The organism is Halobellus litoreus (genome assembly GCF_024464595.1).
Lineage (GTDB): Archaea > Halobacteriota > Halobacteria > Halobacteriales > Haloferacaceae > Haloquadratum > Haloquadratum litoreum.
In genome coordinates this window covers 1,205,708-1,222,453 of record NZ_JANHAW010000002.1, presented here as the reverse complement: position 1 = coordinate 1,222,453, position 16,746 = coordinate 1,205,708, and the positions used below count along the sequence as shown (strand labels likewise).

The following is a 16,746-nucleotide window of genomic DNA, read 5'->3' as shown; positions in this document are numbered from 1 at the left end:
ACGAATGGTAACAGATCCACTTCCACTGCAGTTGGCCGCCGAACTGTTCCCCAACGGGATCAGTCGCTACGCCGTCGGGGGCCTCCTCGTCGGACTCGGGGTGGCCGTCATCTACATCGGGACCGGCATCCCGGCCGGCGCGAGCACGTTCCTCGAGTCGACGCTGTCGTACGTTTCCGAGCGGTCGCGCTTCCAGAAGTACGTCTCCTCGCGGAACTGGCGCGTCGTCTTCACGCTCGGTATCATCCTCGGCGCGACGGCGTTCGCCGCGACGGTGCAGTCCGGCGTCATCACGACGTCGCTGTACGAACCGGGAACGACCGGCGAACTGTACGAGTTCGCCGGCGTGACGTTCTGGACGACCGCCGTCCAGCCCTGGCGGCTGTTCTTCGGCGGCATCCTGGTCGGTATCGGAACCCGGATCGGGAAGGGCTGTACGTCGGGCCACGGCGTCTGCGGCGTCGGCTCGGCGTCGAAGACCTCGCTCGTCGGCGTGGCGACCTTCCTGCTCGTCGCCATCGTGACCGCGCAGGTCGTCGCCGCGCTGGGGGTGAGCCCATGAGCGACGGACGACATCCGCTGTTCATCCCGCTGATCCTCGTCGGCGGCGTGATATTCGGCTTCGGACTCGGATTCAGCCATATGGCGCGGCCGGAGGTCGTGATCGACTTCCTCCTGTTCGAAGACCTCGGACTCCCGTTCGTGATGTTCGGTGCGGCGATCGTTTCGGGAATCGCCTTCGCGGTCCTCCCTCGGATCCGGGACAGCGCGCCGCTGACCGGGAACCGGTACGAACGGCGGCTGAAGCCGTTCGACAGGAACGTGCTGATCGGCGGTGCGATATTCGGGGTCGGCTGGGGGCTGTCGGGCATCTGTCCGGGTGCGGCCTACGCCAGCCTGGGCGTCGGCAACGTCACGATCCTGTGGGCGCTCGCCGGGATGTTCGTCGGCGCGTACCTGCAGGGCGCCTGGCGGAGTTGATCCCCCCAGGCTGGAATCGCGGTCTCCGGGACCCGGTAGAGCCGCGGCGTTACGGCTCGACGGTGCCGCAGTCTGCCGGTCGTCTGACGCAGTTTTAAGTGTGGTACGGAAGAGCAAACGAGCGGGCGCGCATTCCCAGGGACGGTCAGTCCGTCCCGCTGATAGGTTCCGTTGTGCCTGTTTACCGGCGGACGCTCCCCCGTGGCGCGGTCGCCGGTAAGGGACGACAGCGGGCCTTACAACGGCCTCAGTTCCCATCCTCCCACCGCGCGCCCGACACGCGGACGTTGCACCCCGGTTCGTTGGCGTCGTCGTCCCCCGCGACGACGCATCCGATAATCTCCCCGTTAGAGAGAGTTCTCGCGACTATTCGCCGAGGAGCGTCGCCCGCGTCCGTTCGAGTCCGTCGTCCTCGTCGTCGACCACGAGCGCGAGCTGGTCGCCGGCCTCGACGACGGTGCCCGGCAGGGGAATCGTCATCGCCTCGCGCTTTCGACCGTGGGCGTAGATGCGGCCGAAGTCGCCGAGGTCGATGTCGTTGACTTTCCGGCCCACCACCGGCGCGCCCTCGGGGACCGTCACCGTCGTCAGTCGTAGCTGTTCGGTCAGTTCGCCGATCGCGTTGAAACTCCCGCCGAGCAAGGCCGTCTTCGCCCCCGCCGCGCCGAGGCGCTCGGGGTAAATCACCTCGTCGACGTCCTCTTCGTAGCGGTCGTAGATCTCCTCTCTGTAGTCCTCGCTGATCCGCATCGCCACCCGACAACCGTGATCTTTGCCGATCATACAGGCGGCGAAGTTCACGTTCGGATCGCCGGTGAGGCCGCCGAGCGCGACGGCGTTCTCGACGCCCGCGCGCTTCAGTACCGACTCGTTGCTCCCGTCTCCCTCGACGACCTCGAACCCGGCCTCGCGGGCGCGGTCGGCCTTGTCGGGGTTGTTGTCGACGACCACGACCGGGTACCCCTCCTCGTGGAGAATCCGGGCCGTCCGTGCACCGACCCGACCGTACCCGACGATGATGAACGTCATATGCCAACGTAACACACTCCGAGTACAAAAGCCTGGACCCGCCGATTCGGGTGCGGCGGGGAGGCTGCCGCTCGGATCGGCGCTCCCGGTTCTCGGGGCTCGGCTCCCGTTACTCGTCGCGCTTGGACTGTTCGTCGAGCTGTTCCTGCCACTCTTGGACGGTCGCCATCAGTTCGATCGGCGACGTCTCGTTCAGGTCCAGTTCGTCGATCTCGGCGGCGATGGCCTCCAGTTCCGGCGGGTGAGTCGTTTCTCTCGGTGTCCCGTTGGATACGGCGCCCGCTCCCTCGCCGTCGCTTCCGACGGCCCCTGTGTCTTCCCGGTTTGCACCCGTCCCGCCCGGAGCGTCGCCGTCCGTCCGTTCTCCGTCGACGAACTCCCCCGCGGAGAGGTCGAAGACGGCCTGCGTGGGTTCGTCACCGCCCCGCGCGCCGCTCCCGCGGGCCTCGATCGCCTCGTCGGCGCGGAGGCGGGCGAGCACCTCGTCGGCCCGGGTGACGACCGGATCGGGGACGCCCGCCAACTCCGCGACGTGGACGCCGTAGGAGCGGTCCGTCGGTCCCTCTTCGACCGTCCGGAGGAACGTCACGCTCTCGTCGCTGTCGTCGGCGGGGCGGGACGACGTCCCGCTCGCAGACGGCTGGGTTTGCCCGTCGTCGACCGCGACGTGGACGTTCACCACGCGTTCGAGGTGCTCCGCCAGCGACGTGAGTTCGTGATAGTGCGTCGCGAACAGGGTCTTCGCGCGCACCTCGTTGTGCAGGTACTCCGTGGCGGCCCACGCGATCGAGATGCCGTCGTAGGTCGCCGTCCCCCTGCCCACCTCGTCGAGGATCACGAGCGAGTCCTCGGTGGCGGAGTGGAGGATGTTCGACAGCTCCTGCATCTCGACCATGAACGTCGACCGACCCTGCGCGAGTTCGTCGAGCGCGCCGACGCGCGTGTAGATGCCGTCGACGATGCCGATCGTCGCGGCTCGCGCCGGCACGAAACTCCCGATCTGGGCGAGCAGCGTGACGAGCGCGACCTGGCGCATATACGTCGACTTGCCGCTCATGTTCGGCCCGGTGACGAGCAGGAACTCGCGGTCGCGATTCATTCGCAGGTCGTTCGGGACGAAGTCGGTCGTCTGCTCGACGACCGGGTGTCGCCCGGCGTCGATATCGAGCGCTCCGGCCTCGGTCAGTTCGGGACGCACCCAGTCGTTGGCCGCGGCGTGGGCCGCCAGCGACGCCAGGGCGTCAACCTCCGCGAGCGCGCGGCCGACGTCCTGCAGCACCGCCGCGCGCTCGGCGACCCGCTCTCTGAGGTCACAGAACAGCTCGTACTCCAACTCGCCGCGGGACTCTTCGATCCGGAGGATCTCCCGCTCGCGTTCGGCCAGTTCGTCGGTGACGAAGCGCTTCGAGTTCTTCAGCGTCTTGATTTCACTGTAGTGCTCGGGCACCTCGCCCGCGACGGACTTCCCGACCTGGATGTAGTGCCCGTCGGTCTTGTTGCGGTCGACCGTGACGTGACTCAGGCCGTGCCGTCGCTTCTCGCGCTCGGCGAGGGTGTCGATCCACTCGCTCGCCTCGGCGTGCCGGTCCAGGAGGTCGTCGAGTTCGTCGTCGTAACCGCGGCGGAACAGCCCGCCCTGCGTCACCGTCTTCGGCGGCTCGTCGGCGAGCGCCGAGTCGAGCTCCTCGCGGAGTTCCCGGGCGGCGTCTCGGTCCGGACGGTCCACGACGGCCGACAGCGGCGAGTCGGCCAGCGGCGATCCCTCGATGGCGTCGGCGACGGCCGGGAGGATCGCGAGCGTGTCCCGCACGGCCAGCAGATCCGTGGCGTCGGCGCTGCCGGACGTCGCGCGCGCGGCCAGGCGTTCGAGGTCGTAGCCGCCGTCGAGCGCGTCGCGGACGCGTTCGCGGGCGAGCGCGGCCGAGGCGAGCGCGTCCACGCAGTCGAGGCGTCGATCCAACTCCCCGCGGTCGCGACGCGGGCGGGTCACCCACTCCCGGAGCAGTCGCCCGCCGGGGCTCGTCACGGTGTGGTCGATCGTGTCGACGAGCGTGCCCTCCCGCCCGCCCTGCATCGTCTCGGTGAGCTCCAGGTTGCGCTGGGTCGTCGCGTCGAGTTCGAGGTGCTCGCTCGTCTCGAAGGTCTGCAACCGCGTCATCGACGGCAGCACGCCCGCGCCGGTCTCCTCGACGTAGCGGAGCACCGCCCCCGCCGCCCGGACCGCGGGGTCGTCGTCGAGGCCGACACTCGACAGCGTCTCGCTCCCGAACTGCTCGTCGAGCGCGTGTTTCGCCCGCCCCGGAGCGAACGCGTCGGCCTCGAACAGCGACACCGACGCGTCGGTCTCCTCGCGGAGGCGACGGGTGAGTTCGTCGTCGGCGCGGACGTCCGGTCCCGGGAGGACCTCGACCGGCGAGAAGCGGTACAGCTCCGAGAGCGCGTCGTCGGCGTCGTCGGCGACCGTGACGAGGAACTGCCCGGTCGTCGCGTCCGCGAACGCCAGGCCGATCCCGTCGGACTCCCCTGCAGCGCCTGAAGCGCCCAAACCGGCCGCATCGCCGGCGCTGCCCCCGTCGCTCACGACGGCGGCGATGTAGCGCGCGTCGGCGTCGTCGGTTTCCAGCAGCGTCCCCGGCGTGACGACGCGCGTCACCTCCCGGTAGTGGTCGCCGCTCTCGTCCTCGAACTGGTCGGCGACGGCGACCCGGTAGCCGCGCTCGACCAGCGCCTTCAGGTACGGCGTGAGGTCGTCGACCGGCACGCCGGCCATCGGGTACGACGAGCCGTGCGAGGACTTCTGTGAGACCTTCAGATCCAACTCGTCGGCGACCAGTTCCGCGTCGTCAGCGAAGAACTCGTAGAAGTCGCCGCACTGCATCGTCAGCACGTCCGCGTCAGTCTCGGACTTCAGAGAGAGAAACTGCTCGACGATCCCCTGCGAGGTCATACGCTCACGTGGGCGTCTGGCTGATAAAACGCTGCGGTCTGTGGTGTGGGTCGCCCGCCGAAATCCACTCCGACGCGACGTAGGTTTATATGCGAGCGAGCGGCCAGCACCGCCGTGATATAAGCGGGATCCCGCGTCGGGCCGCGGTTGCTCGGCACGTCGGCGCGGGAGAGGGAGCGGCCGCCAGTCGGGCGAGGGACCGGCCGGCCGCCCTGAGCGGGTGCCGACTGTTCGCCAATCGCCGCCGGGTGCGACAACGATAGCGACGGCTTCAGTTGCCGAGGGGCGAAGACCGTCTGCGACGACCTCGGCGAGTGCAGAGCGACACCGGCGACGACCTCGGCGAGCGCAGAGCGATGCCGGCGACGACCTCGGCGAGTGCAGAGCGACGCCGCCGACCTCAGCGGTCTACTTCGCCCATAATCGTGTCGAGGCTGCCGAGCGTCGCGACCAGGTCCGGGATGTACTCCCCGCGGGCCATCTCCGGGAGCGCCTGCAGATGCGAGAACGAGGGACCCCGGATCTTGAACCGCGCGGGCGTCTCGGTGCCGTCGGCGCGGACGTAGATGCCGAGTTCGCCCTTCGCGGCCTCGACGGCGCGGTACACCTCCGAGTCGGGGTCGGGCTTGATCGTCCGCGGGACGTTCGACTGGACCGTCCGCTCCGCGTCGGGCCAGTCCGAGAGCAGGTCCGCACACTGTCTCACGATACGGCCCGACTGTTCGATCTCCCGCAACCGGACGAGGAGCCGCGCGAAGTTGTCGCCGTCGGGTTCGGTGACGACGTCCCACTCCAGGTGTTCGTAGTAGCCGTAGGGATCGTCGCGCCGGAGGTCGTAGTCGACGCCGGAGCCGCGCGCGACCGGCCCCGTGCAGCCGTAGGCCTTCGCCGTCTCCGCGGGCAGGACACCAGTGTCGACGGTCCGCATCTGGATGACTTCGTTGCCGGTGAGGAGGTCGTGGTACTCGGCCAGTCGGTCCGGAAGCCCGTCGACGAGGTCGTAGATCTCCTCGAGGAACGCCTCGCGGGGCTCGGGGAGGTCCCAGGCGACGCCGCCGAGCCGGAAGTAGTTGAACATCAGCCGCTGGCCGGTGAGGTCTTCGAGCACGCTCTGGACGCGCTCTCGGTCCTTGATCGCGTACATAAACGTGGCCGTGAAGTCGCCGATCACGTCCAGGGCGTACGCGCCGACCGCCAGGAAGTGCGAGAGCATCCGCGAGAGCTCCGCCGCCATCGTCCGGATCACCCGTGCGTACTCGGGCACGTCGAGGTCCGCGAGCCGTTCGGCGGTCCGCGCGTAGGCCCACTCGTTGAGCAGCCCCGCGCCGCCCCAGTCCCAGCGGTCGGGGTACGGCATTATCTGGTGCCGATACGTCTTCGACTGGCACATCTGCTCCTCGCAGCGGTGGATGTAGCCGATGTCGGGATCGACGTCGATCACCTGCTCGCCGTCGAGCGTGACCTGCAGGTGGAGGACGCCGTGGGTCGCCGGGTGGTGCGGTCCGATGTTCAAAAGCAGGGTGTCGCCGGCGCGCTCGTCGTCCTCGATCGGATTGACGTTCTCCGTGTAGGGAACGATCTGCGGCCGGTCCTTGTCGTAGTTCCGCGACAGCGGGTGCCCCTGCCACGTCTCCGGGAGGAGCAGCCGACGGAGGTCCGGGTGGCCCTCGTACTCGATGCCGACGAGGTCGTAGGCCTCGCGCTCGTGCCAGCCGGCGGTCGGAAAGACGGGGGCCGCGGACTCGCTGACGGGGTCGTCAACGGGCGTCGGGACGACCACGCCCAGTTCCGTCGTCGGGTCCGCGTACTGCTTCAGGTGATAGATCGTCTCGTAGCGGTCCGGATACTGCTGTGCGGTGGCGCACGAGAGGTGGTCGAACCCCGCCTCGTCTCTGAGGTGTTGGAGGACCGCTCGCACCTCGTCGGGGCGGACGACGACCGCCGGCGCGTGTTCGTGGGACTCCCGGCGCGTTCGAAACTGCGTTTCGAGGGACTCGATCGCGGCAGCGGCGGTCGCGGACTCGTCGTCTTCGACCGCCGCGATCGTCGACGGCTGTTCGGGCGGCGTCTGCATACGGACGCCTTCGGCCACGACCCCCCTGGAATTACTGCCTCACTGTCGGGGTGGATTTTTAAGTTTCTATTCACCAGTCCGTCTCGATGCGGTCGATACAGCTCCGACTCGATCTGCCTTCGCCGTACGTCCATCCGATGCACGCGTTCGTCGCGGACACGCCGGGCTTCCGAGCGACGCGGCTGCGACACTGGAACCCGGCCGTCGGCCAGCGGAACACGCTGGTGTTCTTCGTCGACGGCGACGACCCGGACGCGTACACCGCGGCGCTGGAGGAACAGCCGTCCATCCTGGCGTACGAAATCGCCGCCGAATCGTCCCGCCGCGGCTTCCACCTCGTCGTCACCGAGGACCAGCGCGGCGCCGACGCCCGATTGACCGCGGCGTTTCTGGACACGGGCGTCGTCGTCGTGCCGCCGATCGTCTACCGCGACGACCGGTGTATCGACCTCTCGATCGTCGGGTCGTCCGGCGAGGTGGAGACCGCACTCGAGGGGCTCCCGTCCGACGTCGAGGTGACCGTCCAGCAGATCCGCTCGTACGACGGTCGGAGCGCGGACCCGATGGCCGCGCTCACGCCACGACAGCGGCAGGCGCTCCGTGCCGCGGTCCGAAACGGGTACTACAACAGCACCCGCGAGGCGACGCTCGAACCCGTCGCCGACGAACTCGGCTGTTCGAGGAGCACCGCCGCCGAGCACCTCCGCAAGGCGGAGGCGACGGTGTTGCGGCGGGTCGTCGACGACGTTCCCGGCCACGGGGCGTGAGGCTCCCAGTGCCGGACACGGCGGCGACCCTCCGCTTCAGTCCGCACCGATCGTGCACGCTTCGGTGTACTCGACGTCGTCGATCGAATCGATCGGCTCGTCGCCGCAGACCGGACACGTGGGATTCTGCTGATAGGGGACCGTCTCGAAGCTCATCTCCATCGCGTCGTAGAACAGGAGGCGGCCGGTCAGCGTCTCGCCGGCGTCCAGCAGGAGCTTCACCGCTTCCGTCGCCTGAATGCACCCCACGGTTCCGGGGAGAACGCCGAGCACGCCAGTCGTCGCGCAGTCGGGGACGGTCCCCGGCTCGGGCGCTTCGGGGAACAGGCAGCGGTAACACGGCCCGTCGGGGGTGAGCGTCGTGAGCTGCCCCTCGAACTTGTAAATCGCGCCGTGGGCGATCGGGATCTCCCGGAGGCGACAGAAGTCGTTCAGCAGGTACCGCGTCGGGAAGTTGTCGGAGGCGTCGACGACGACGTCGTGACCCGGAACGATCGTTTCGACGTTCGATTTCGTCAACCGGGTCTCGTAGGTCTCGACGTCGACGTCGGGGTTCAGGTTCTCGACGAACGCCGCGGCGCTGTCGACTTTCGGCTCGCCGACGTCGCCGTCGCCGTGGATGACCTGCCGTTGGAGGTTGCTCCGTTCGACGACGTCGTCGTCGACGACGCCGAGCGTACCGACGCCCGCGGCCGCGAGATATTGGATCACCGGTGCCCCGAGACCGCCCGCGCCGACGACGAGGACCCGCGAGTCGAGCAGTTTCGACTGGCCCTCGGGACCGACCTCGTCCATAATGATGTGTCTGGAGTACCTGTCCAACTGCGTCGAGTCGAGTGAGAGTGACATAGTCGTACTCGGTGAGCGAGCGGGATAACTTCTCGTGGAACGGGCGGCGAGCGGTCCCGTCGGTCCCGGGTCGCTTCGAGAACTGCCGCGACCGAGTGACCCCTCCGCCGGGCGCGCGATCCCCTATCGGACGTGCGACCTCCCTCGGAACGCTACTCCGCGCAACAGGCTTCGGCCTCGTCGGCGTCGCCCTCGGCGGGGTGCGTCTCCGGCGCGTCGTCGGTGAGTTGATAGAGGTTCTGCCGCGCGTCCGCGAAGTAGACGTCCTCGTCGACGACGTCGATTCCTTCGAGCCGTTCGAGCGCGTATCGGACCGTCCGAGCCGACAGCATCGACTCCTGGACGATTCCTTTCTGTGTCAGCGGTCCGTTGTACTCGAGCACTTTGAAGACCAGTTTCGCGCTCGGCGGGAGGTCGTCGAGACTCTCCTGTTCTGCCTCTGCCATCAGTACGTATCGAGCGGTCGAACGGTCATAAACCTTCGCGAGTCGCGACGGCGCTACCGGGCGAATATCGCAGTGATAGCGGGTTACAAGAGCGTAACCGCCTCGAACGTCACGCTTTTGCGCCGGTCCCCGCTACCCCGATCCGATGGCCGATGGCACGAAGGTCGCCGACGTCGACGAGGTCCCCGAATCGGGGTCGTACCTGTTCACGGCGGCGGACGCGTTCACCACCGAGACCGAGATCGTTCTGGTGCGATGCGACGAGGAACCGGGAGTCGAAGCGTGGCCCAACACCTGCACGCACGAGCGCCAGCGCTTCGACCGGGGCGACGGCGCGGCGGTCCGCGACGGCGAGATCGTCTGCCCGCGACACGGCTCGATGTTCGACGTCTGCAGCGGCGCGTGCGACAACGGGCCAGCCGCCGGGACCGAACTCCCCGACGTCGAGATCGAAGTCGAGTCGGGCTCGGTGTTCCTCACCGACGACAACTACTCGTTTCTACACGCCGGCGGTATCGACGACGACGGTCACGGATCGACGTCGCACATCTCGCTGTGATCGGGCCCCCGGCCCAAACCGGCGCCGAACGGGACCGGCGATCGATCCTCACTCGGCTTCGAGTTCGATCGCCGGCCGGAACGGCACGGCCTGCTTGCGCGCCTCGACGTCCTCGCCCTCTCGCTGGACGACGATCTCCGCGTCGAACTCCTCGCCGAGGAACGCCGCGGCGCGCTCGTAGGCGTCGGCCTCGTCGATCTCGGCGAGCGTCGCGAGCTCCGCGTCCTCCCGCCCCCGGGCGAACTCGATCAGTTCGCCCACGAGGTCGTTGACGGCGTTGCCGCGCTCGCGGAGGTCGGGATCCTGCATCACTTCGCCCATCACCGCGCCCTGGTCCGCACCCAGCTCTGCGACCGTCGCGAACACGTCGTGCTTCCAGTCGGCGGCGACGGTGACCCGAATACGGTCGGGATCGGCCTCGGGAACGTCCTCCTCGGCGTTCTGCAGCGACTGCCGAATCCCCTGGACGTCCTCGACGAGGCGTTCGACCTGCGTCTCGGCGGCCTCGATCCCGCGGTCGAGGAGGCTGTCGTCGACAGCCGGCCACGGGGCGTCCTCCGCGGGCGTGCCCGTCAACTGCTCGTGGAGGTCGTTCGCGAGGAACGGGACGAACGGCGCGAGCAGGCGCAGACGGGTCTCTAAGGCCTCGCGCAGCGTCCACCGCGCGGCGGGACGCGAGAGATCCGTCCGGCGGCGGTACCACCGCAGGTCCTCCTCGAAGTCGTAGAAGGCGGCCTGACTCGCGGTTCTCGTCTCCGAGCCTTCCATCGCCTCGGTGACCGTCTCGACGGTTCGCTGGAGGCGCGAGAGCAGCCACCGGTCCGCCGTCGCGAGTTCGGGACGTTTGTCGGGACCCGGATCGTCGATGACGTCCTGCGCCCGGTTCCAGAAGCGTTCCAGCTGATTTTTCACCGAGGCGACCTGGTCGGCGCGCCAGTCGTAGTCCTGCCACGGCTCCGCGGAGTTCAGGAGGAAGAAGCGCACCGTGTCGGCACCGTACTCCTCGATGGCCTTGCCCGGGAGGACGACGTGGCCCTTCGAGGAGGACATCTTCTCGCCCTCGAGCAGGCCCATCCCCATAATGACGATTCCCTCGGGCCACTGCGAGGAGTCGAACAGCTCCGCGTGGTGGAAGAGATAGAACGTCAGGTGGTTCGAGATGAGGTCGTTCGCGGAGAACCGGTACGTGACCGGATACCAGTAGAGCCACTCCGAACGGAGTTCCAGCGCGCGCTCGTCGGGGTCGTCGACGGCCTCCGGTCCGTAGAAGAGCGCGTCGAAGAACGCCCGGTCGAGGTCCTCGGGGGGGATCTCGTCGAGCCGGTGGGCGATCGTGTAGTACGCCATATAGATCGTCGAGTCCGACAGGGGCTCGATGACGAACTCGTCGTCCCACGGGAGCCTGGTTCCCAGTCCGTAGTTCCGGATGCAGGGCCACTCGTTCAGCCAGTCGATCGTGTGGTCGTACTCGCCGCGGGTGTTCTCCGGGATCGCCTCCATCCGAGAGACGACGTCGTGGGCCTTCCGCTTCCACGCCTCGTCGTTGTACCGGAGGAACCACGTGTCCTGTTCGGCGACGACGACGTCGCCGCCGCAGCGGCAGACGACCTCCTCGGAGAACTCCCGCATCGTCCCGAACGCGCCCTCGTCGCGGTAGGCGTCTCTGAATCGCCCCCGGACGTCCTCGACGACCTCGCCGGCGAACTCGCCGTACTCGTCGTTCAGTCGGCCTCGGTGGAACTCGCTGTTGTACAGTTCCTTGGTCGCTGCTTCGAGCGCGGGGTCGGTGCTGGATTCGATCCCGGCCTCCTCAACCGCCGTCTTCGCGGGGATCTCGCCGTAGCCCTCGATCGAGAGGATCGGGATCGGTTCGATCGCCTCGACCTCGGCGGGGTCGATGCCGTACTCGGCCATCCGCTCGTCGTCGGCCTTCGCCTCCTCGAGGGCGACGTAGTCGTCCGGCGAGTGCGCCGGCACCGACATCACGACCCCGGTGGCGTTGTCGGCGTCGACGAAGTCCGCCGGGAGCACGAGGACCTCGTCGCCGGTGATCGGGTTCGTGACGCGCTCGCCGACGAGGTGCTCGCCCGAGACGGTGCGCTCGGGGACGACCTCGTGACCCTGTAGCTGGAGCTTCTCGACCGCCGCGGCGGAGACGAACCACTCCTCTCCGTCGACGTCGGCGACGACGTAGTCGGCGTCGGGGTCGATGTACGCGTTCGTGACCCCTCTGACGGTCTCGGGCCGGAGCGTCGCCATCGGCACGACCGTGTCGCCGTGGCCGAAGCGGATCAGGGTGTACTCCTGGAACTCCGCCTCCTCGCCTTCGAGCAGGTCGTGCGTCGTGACCGGCTGTTCCTCGTTGGTACAGTACTTCACGGGGTGCAGGCCCTTCTCCAGGAGCCCCCGGTCGCGAAGCGTCTCGTACTGCCAGGTGATGAACTTCGAGTAGCGGTCGTCGTTGGTGGTGAACTCCCGCCGCCAGTCGATCGAGAGCCCGAGATTCTTCATCCCCCGTTTGTAGTGCTCCTCGATGAAGTGGCGGGCGTAGCCCATCGGCGTCTCCAGGTCTTCGAGCGTGTCCTCGGCGACGTTGTAGGTGTCGCGCAGGACCGAGAGCTGGTCCTCCTCGCCCTTCTTCAGCCGCTCGACCGCGCCGATGATCGGCGTACCGGTGACGTGCCAGGCGATCGGAAAGAGCACGTTGTCGCCCTGCTGCCGTCGGTAGCGGGCGTAGACGTCGGGAACGGTGTACGTCCGGGCGTGACCGATGTGCATCCCGCCGCTGGGGTACGGATAGGGGACCGTGATGAACGTGGGGTCGTCGCTGTCGGCGTCGTCGGAGGGGTCAGCGTCGGCCGCGGCAGCCGCCTCGGCCTCGGCCGGATCGGCCTCGTAGCGACCCTCCTCGGCCCACCGCTCGCGCCAGCGCGCTTCGAGTTCCTGCGGGTCGTAGTCCATACCTACCCTCACTGAACGGGACGGTAAAATAGCTCCTAACTCGGACGGTGGCGTCGTCCGGTGGAGGAAAGCCGCGTCGAGGGGGCGACGCTACGGCTGCCGACCGCGCGGAAGGGACAACGCTAAGGCCACCGGCCGGCCGACTCCCGGTATGCACGCAGACGCGGTCGTCCTCGACATCGACGGCGTCCTCCTCGACGTCGCCGACTCCTACCGGCGCGCGATCGTGGAGTCCGTCGAGCGACTGTACGGGCGGACGATCGACCGCGACGACGTCCAGCTGTTCAAGGACGCCGGCGGGTTCAACAACGACTGGGACGTGACGGACGCGGCCGCGCTGTACGTCCTCGTGGACGAGCGCGACCCGATCGATCTCGCGACGTTCGCCGAGCGGATCGCGGCGGCGGGCGGCGGCCTGGACGCCGCCGAGTCGGTCGCGGCCGATCACCTCGGCGGCGACTCCCTCGCCGCGGTCCGCGCCGAGTGGGACCGCGAGGGGCTCCGCGACGCGTTCCAGGCGCTGTATCTCGGCGCTGAGCTGTACCGTGACCTCGAAGGCGGCGACCCGCCGTTCGAGACCGCCGGGTACATCCACGACGAACCGGTGCTGGTCGAGTCGGAGACGCTCGACGCGCTCGAAGCGAACGCGGCGGTGGGCGTCCTCACCGGTCGACCGGCCGCGGAGGCCGATATCGCGCTCGAACGCGCCGGTCTCGACCTCCCGGACGAGCACCGCTTCACGATGGACGACTGGGCGGAGGGCAAGCCGCATCCCAACGCGCTGACGACGCTCGCGGAACGGTTCGACGCCGACAGCGTCGCCTTCGCCGGCGACACCCTCGACGACGTGAAGACTGCCGTCAACGCCGCCGAGGCCGACCCCGACCGGACGTATCACGGCATCGGCGTTCTCACCGGCGGACTGACCGGCGAGTCGGGTCGGGCGGCGTTCGAGTCCGTCGGCGCGGCCGCGGTCGTCGACTCCGTGAACGACCTCCCGGCGCTGCTCTTCGAGGGGTGACCGCGGATGGAGACGACCGCGCTCCGGATCGAACGGCTGTTCTGGGCCGGCGTCTTCGCCGCCCTCGTTGCGCTCGTGGTCGCACTCGTGCTCGTCCCTGATCCGACCGGCCTCGCCCCGCTCGTCGTCGGGGTGGTCACGTTCGCCCTCGTGGCGCCGATCGCCGCGCGCCTCTCGAAGGGGGCGGCCTCCTGGGACGCCGAACCGGGCGATCAGACCGTCCAGTACGTCGTCTTCTTCGCCGTCGCCCTCGTCGGGCGACTCGCGCTCGGATCGCTCGGCTACGACGGCACCGGCCCGAGCCTGTTCGTCTTCGCCGCCAGTTGGCTCGCCGCGGCGAAGGCCCGGCGGCTGAACCCGCGGCGCTGGAACCGGGAGGCGGCGGCGTGAGGGGAACCGAGCACCGAGTCTGTGTCGAGGGGGCCGACCGACGATGACTGAGGACTCCTCACTCGGCGACGTGAAATCGAACCTCCTCCGGTTCGTCGCCGTGGTGCTCGTCGTCGACGCGCTCGGCCTCGGACTGTGGAGCCTGCTCCCGCCGGGGACGCCGCTCCGGACGGCCATCCTCTTCGGGACGCTCCTCGTCGCGCCCCTGCTGGGGTTCCTCGTCGTGTACGCGCCGGCCGTCTCGGAATCCACGTAGGGACCGCCGTTCCGGGTCGTCCGCTGTCTCCGCCCCCCGCGCAACTCCCCGATCACTTCTCACAATCCTTTACCCGCTCGCTTCCGCAGGCGTTCCTATGCGCATCGCACTGCTCGGCGGCACCGGCGACCTCGGCGAGGGACTCGCGCTCCGCTGGGCGTTTCACACGAACCACGACGTCGTGATCGGCTCTCGCGACCCCGACGACGCGCACGCGGCGGCCGACGAGTACGCCGATATCGTCACGGAACGCGGCCGCGACGTCAAGATCACCGGGTTCGAGAACGGAATGGCGGCCGCCCGCGCCGACGTCGTCGTCCTCGCGGTCCCGCCGTACCACGTCGCCGATACCGTCGAATCCGTCGCCGACGGTCTCGCATCCGACGACGTCGTCGTCACGCCCGCCGCGGGGATGCAGCGCGACGAGGCGGGGTTCCACGCCCATCCGCCGACGGCGGGCAGCGTCACGGCGCTCGTCGCCGACGCCGCCCCCGAGGGCGTTCCCGTCGTCGGCGCGTTCCACTCCCTCTCGGCGGGTCGCCTCGCCGACCTCGACGCCGACCTCGGTATCGACGCGCTGCTCGTCGGCGACGACGGGCGCGCGAAAGACGTCGTCGCCGGTCTGATAGCGGACGTCGACGGTCTCCGGGCGCTCGACGCCGGCGGGCTCGCGAACGCCGCGGAGGTCGAGTCTCTGACGCCGCTCCTGATCAACCTCTCGCGCGAGAACGACGACCTGGCGGACCTCGGCGTCTCGTTCCGATAGGAGCGCCTCGGCGTCGCGCTCCGGTAAGCGGGCCCCCAACGTTCGTTGCAAGAGTGTCCCGACGTTCGTTCCGGGTAGCTCGCCTTCGGTCACCGATCGTCCCCGGGCAGACCGCAATCGGATAAATCGCCGGCGTGATTCCCGAGGACGGACGAACGCCACAATGGTAAAGTAGCGCGACCGAATTTTCGAACGCGGATCGGTTCCACGAATGTACGATATCCACGCGAGACCCACGAGCGAACCGAAATGAGTAGCCAGAGTCGTTCCCCGAACGCCGAACTCGGCCTGCTCGACGCGACGATGATCGGGATGGGTGCGATGATCGGGGCCGGCATCTTCGTGCTCACGGGACTGGCGGCGGAGATCGCGGGCCCGGCCGCGATCGTCGTCTTCGCCCTGAACGGCGTCGTCACCGCGTTTACGGGGCTCTCCTACGCGGAGCTCGCTGCGTCGATCCCGAAGAGCGGCGGCGGCTACGCCTTCGTGCGGGAGATCTTCGACGACCTCTCGTCGTTCATCATGGGCTGGATGCTCTGGTTCGCCTACATGATCGCCGGCGCGTTGTACGCGCTGGGCTTCGCGCCGAACTTCCTGGAACTGCTGCACGTCTACGGCGTGGTCGCTCCGCCCGATCAGGTGGGGGCGATCGCCCTCCCGATCGTCGACGCGACGCTGCCGCTGGCGTTTCTCCTGGCGTTCGTCGCCGTCCTCGGCCTGGTCGCGCTCAACGCCGTGTCGACGGCCGCGAGCGGGAGCGCCGAGACGATATTCACGATCATCAAGGTGAGCATCCTGGTGATCTTCGTCGGCTTCGGGCTCGCCTCGCCGATGTTCTCCGGCGCCGAGTTCCAACCGCTGTTCCCCGCGGGCGGCGGCGCGGCGGCGATCCTCCCCGCGATGGGCCTGACCTTCATCGCCTTCGAGGGCTACGACCTCATCACGACCGTCACCGAGGAGGTCGAGAACCCCAGAAAGAACATTCCGAAGGCCATCTTCCTGAGCCTCGTCGCGACGGTGATCGTCTACCTGGCGGTCGTGACCGTCGCGGTGGGAACGCTCGGTGCGCAGGGGCTCGCCGACGCCGGCGAGGCGGGCATCGCGGCGGCGGCGACGTCGTTCATGCCGACCGGCCTCCCGGTCATTCGGAACGGCGGCGCGCTCATCGTCTTCGGCGCGGTGTTCTCGACGCTGACCGCGCTGAACGCGGTCGTGATCGCCTCCTCGCGCGTCGCGTTCTCGATGGGTCGCGAGGGGCAACTCCTGCCCTCCTTCGGGCAGCTCCACCACCGGTACGGGACGCCGTTCGTCGCGATCCTCGCGAGCGCGGTGGTGATGCTCGGATCCGTCGCGCTGCCGACCCAGAGCGCCGGAAATATGTCGAGTCTGTTCTTCCTGCTGTCGTTCATCATCGTCAACGTCGCCGTGATCAGACTCCGGCGGGAGCGTCCCGACATGCACCGCCCCTACGAGATGCCGTTCTATCCCGCCCCACCGCTCATCGGCGTCGCGCTCAACCTGATTCTGACGGTGGTACTCGTCGAGTATCTGATCCGGACCGACCCGCTGGCGCTGGGACTCAGCGTCGGGTGGATACTGCTCGGCGGCGTGGCCTACGTGGTGCTGAACCGAGTGCGAACGGAGCCGCAGCGAGACGACGGAACTGACATCGAAATGACCCCAGAGGTAGACGACTGACT

At 68.5% G+C, this 16,746-nt stretch carries 15 protein-coding genes; 9 read left to right on the top strand and 6 right to left on the bottom strand.

The window, feature by feature from the left end; translation table 11 throughout:
• Positions 1-4 precede the first annotated feature (4 nt).
• Together NO360_RS13675 and NO360_RS13670 are read left to right on the top strand one after the other, a co-directional pair.
• Positions 5-562, top strand: a complete 558-nt coding sequence (locus NO360_RS13675; protein WP_345780200.1) for a YeeE/YedE family protein — start codon at positions 5-7, stop codon at positions 560-562.
• A complete protein-coding gene (locus NO360_RS13670) occupies positions 559-981 on the top strand; it encodes a DUF6691 family protein (protein ID WP_256308354.1) in 423 nt (140 codons plus the stop codon). Before NO360_RS13675 ends, NO360_RS13670 begins: the two co-directional genes overlap by 4 nt.
• Before the next feature lie 366 nt (positions 982-1,347).
• Here the strand turns inward: NO360_RS13670 and NO360_RS13665 are convergent, their stop codons facing one another.
• The 3 genes from NO360_RS13665 to NO360_RS13655 form a co-directional block, all read right to left on the bottom strand.
• Positions 1,348-2,010 (bottom strand): potassium channel family protein, encoded by a 663-nt coding sequence (locus NO360_RS13665; protein WP_256308353.1) that lies wholly within the window; start codon positions 2,008-2,010, stop codon positions 1,348-1,350.
• A 109-nt stretch (positions 2,011-2,119) separates the two neighbouring features.
• Positions 2,120-4,957 carry a DNA mismatch repair protein MutS gene (mutS, locus tag NO360_RS13660; RefSeq protein WP_256308352.1) on the bottom strand — a complete coding sequence of 946 codons (2,838 nt, stop codon included), beginning with the start codon at positions 4,955-4,957 and terminating at the stop codon, positions 2,120-2,122.
• Positions 4,958-5,357: 400 nt separating this feature from the next.
• Entirely contained in the window at positions 5,358-7,031 is a 1,674-nt protein-coding gene (locus NO360_RS13655; protein ID WP_256308351.1) for an NADH-quinone oxidoreductase subunit D, read from the bottom strand.
• Between the two features lie 86 nt (positions 7,032-7,117).
• Between NO360_RS13655 and NO360_RS13650 the strand changes: the two genes are divergently transcribed.
• A complete protein-coding gene (locus NO360_RS13650) occupies positions 7,118-7,798 on the top strand; it encodes a helix-turn-helix domain-containing protein (RefSeq protein ID WP_256308350.1) in 681 nt (226 codons plus the stop codon).
• A 36-nt stretch (positions 7,799-7,834) separates the two neighbouring features.
• Here NO360_RS13650 and ubaA read toward each other — a convergent pair whose 3' ends face one another.
• Positions 7,835-8,647 carry an SAMP-activating enzyme E1 gene (gene ubaA, locus NO360_RS13645; RefSeq protein ID WP_256308349.1) on the bottom strand — a complete coding sequence of 271 codons (813 nt, stop codon included), beginning with the start codon at positions 8,645-8,647 and terminating at the stop codon, positions 7,835-7,837.
• A gap of 152 nt (positions 8,648-8,799) precedes the next feature.
• Positions 8,800-9,093, bottom strand: coding sequence for a MarR family transcriptional regulator (locus NO360_RS13640; RefSeq protein ID WP_103992892.1), 294 nt, complete (start codon positions 9,091-9,093; stop codon positions 8,800-8,802).
• Between the two features lie 145 nt (positions 9,094-9,238).
• Between NO360_RS13640 and NO360_RS13635 the strand changes: the two genes are divergently transcribed.
• Complete coding sequence (locus NO360_RS13635; protein WP_256308348.1) at positions 9,239-9,652, top strand: Rieske (2Fe-2S) protein; 414 nt, start codon at positions 9,239-9,241, stop codon at positions 9,650-9,652.
• A 48-nt stretch (positions 9,653-9,700) separates the two neighbouring features.
• Here the strand turns inward: NO360_RS13635 and leuS are convergent, their stop codons facing one another.
• Positions 9,701-12,613 (bottom strand): leucine--tRNA ligase, encoded by a 2,913-nt coding sequence (gene leuS / locus NO360_RS13630; RefSeq protein ID WP_256308347.1) that lies wholly within the window; start codon positions 12,611-12,613, stop codon positions 9,701-9,703.
• A gap of 151 nt (positions 12,614-12,764) precedes the next feature.
• On the opposite strand from leuS, the gene NO360_RS13625 reads away from it, so the two are divergent.
• From NO360_RS13625 to NO360_RS13605, 5 genes are all read left to right on the top strand, one after another.
• Positions 12,765-13,634, top strand: a complete 870-nt coding sequence (locus NO360_RS13625) for a TIGR01548 family HAD-type hydrolase (protein ID WP_256308346.1) — start codon at positions 12,765-12,767, stop codon at positions 13,632-13,634.
• Between the two features lie 6 nt (positions 13,635-13,640).
• The gene (locus NO360_RS13620; protein ID WP_256308345.1) at positions 13,641-14,024 is read left to right on the top strand and encodes a hypothetical protein; all 384 of its coding nucleotides are present in this window, start codon (positions 13,641-13,643) and stop codon (positions 14,022-14,024) included.
• 43 nt (positions 14,025-14,067) lie between these two features.
• Entirely contained in the window at positions 14,068-14,280 is a 213-nt protein-coding gene (locus NO360_RS13615; protein WP_256308344.1) for a hypothetical protein, read from the top strand.
• Between the two features lie 97 nt (positions 14,281-14,377).
• The gene (gene npdG / locus NO360_RS13610; RefSeq protein ID WP_256308343.1) at positions 14,378-15,046 is read left to right on the top strand and encodes an NADPH-dependent F420 reductase; all 669 of its coding nucleotides are present in this window, start codon (positions 14,378-14,380) and stop codon (positions 15,044-15,046) included.
• A gap of 249 nt (positions 15,047-15,295) precedes the next feature.
• Positions 15,296-16,744, top strand: a complete 1,449-nt coding sequence (locus NO360_RS13605; RefSeq protein ID WP_256308342.1) for an APC family permease — start codon at positions 15,296-15,298, stop codon at positions 16,742-16,744.
• Positions 16,745-16,746: the final 2 nt, after the last annotated feature.

Bases quoted from the DNA above. Each gene is read 5' to 3' on its own strand.
- NO360_RS13635 (WP_256308348.1), top strand. From the start codon at position 9,239: ATGGCCGATGGCACGAAGGTCGCCGACGTCGACGAGGTCCCCGAATCG.
- NO360_RS13615 (WP_256308344.1), top strand. From the start codon at position 14,068: ATGACTGAGGACTCCTCACTCGGCGACGTGAAATCGAACCTCCTCCGG.
- leuS (WP_256308347.1), bottom strand. From the start codon at position 12,613: ATGGACTACGACCCGCAGGAACTCGAAGCGCGCTGGCGCGAGCGGTGG.
- NO360_RS13605 (WP_256308342.1), top strand. From the start codon at position 15,296: ATGAGTAGCCAGAGTCGTTCCCCGAACGCCGAACTCGGCCTGCTCGAC.
- NO360_RS13625 (WP_256308346.1), top strand. From the start codon at position 12,765: ATGCACGCAGACGCGGTCGTCCTCGACATCGACGGCGTCCTCCTCGAC.
- NO360_RS13670 (WP_256308354.1), top strand. From the start codon at position 559: ATGAGCGACGGACGACATCCGCTGTTCATCCCGCTGATCCTCGTCGGC.
- NO360_RS13650 (WP_256308350.1), top strand. From the start codon at position 7,118: ATGCGGTCGATACAGCTCCGACTCGATCTGCCTTCGCCGTACGTCCAT.
- NO360_RS13655 (WP_256308351.1), bottom strand. From the start codon at position 7,031: ATGCAGACGCCGCCCGAACAGCCGTCGACGATCGCGGCGGTCGAAGAC.
- NO360_RS13620 (WP_256308345.1), top strand. From the start codon at position 13,641: ATGGAGACGACCGCGCTCCGGATCGAACGGCTGTTCTGGGCCGGCGTC.
- mutS (WP_256308352.1), bottom strand. From the start codon at position 4,957: ATGACCTCGCAGGGGATCGTCGAGCAGTTTCTCTCTCTGAAGTCCGAG.
- NO360_RS13665 (WP_256308353.1), bottom strand. From the start codon at position 2,010: ATGACGTTCATCATCGTCGGGTACGGTCGGGTCGGTGCACGGACGGCC.
- npdG (WP_256308343.1), top strand. From the start codon at position 14,378: ATGCGCATCGCACTGCTCGGCGGCACCGGCGACCTCGGCGAGGGACTC.
- ubaA (WP_256308349.1), bottom strand. From the start codon at position 8,647: ATGTCACTCTCACTCGACTCGACGCAGTTGGACAGGTACTCCAGACAC.
- NO360_RS13675 (WP_345780200.1), top strand. From the start codon at position 5: ATGGTAACAGATCCACTTCCACTGCAGTTGGCCGCCGAACTGTTCCCC.
- NO360_RS13640 (WP_103992892.1), bottom strand. From the start codon at position 9,093: ATGGCAGAGGCAGAACAGGAGAGTCTCGACGACCTCCCGCCGAGCGCG.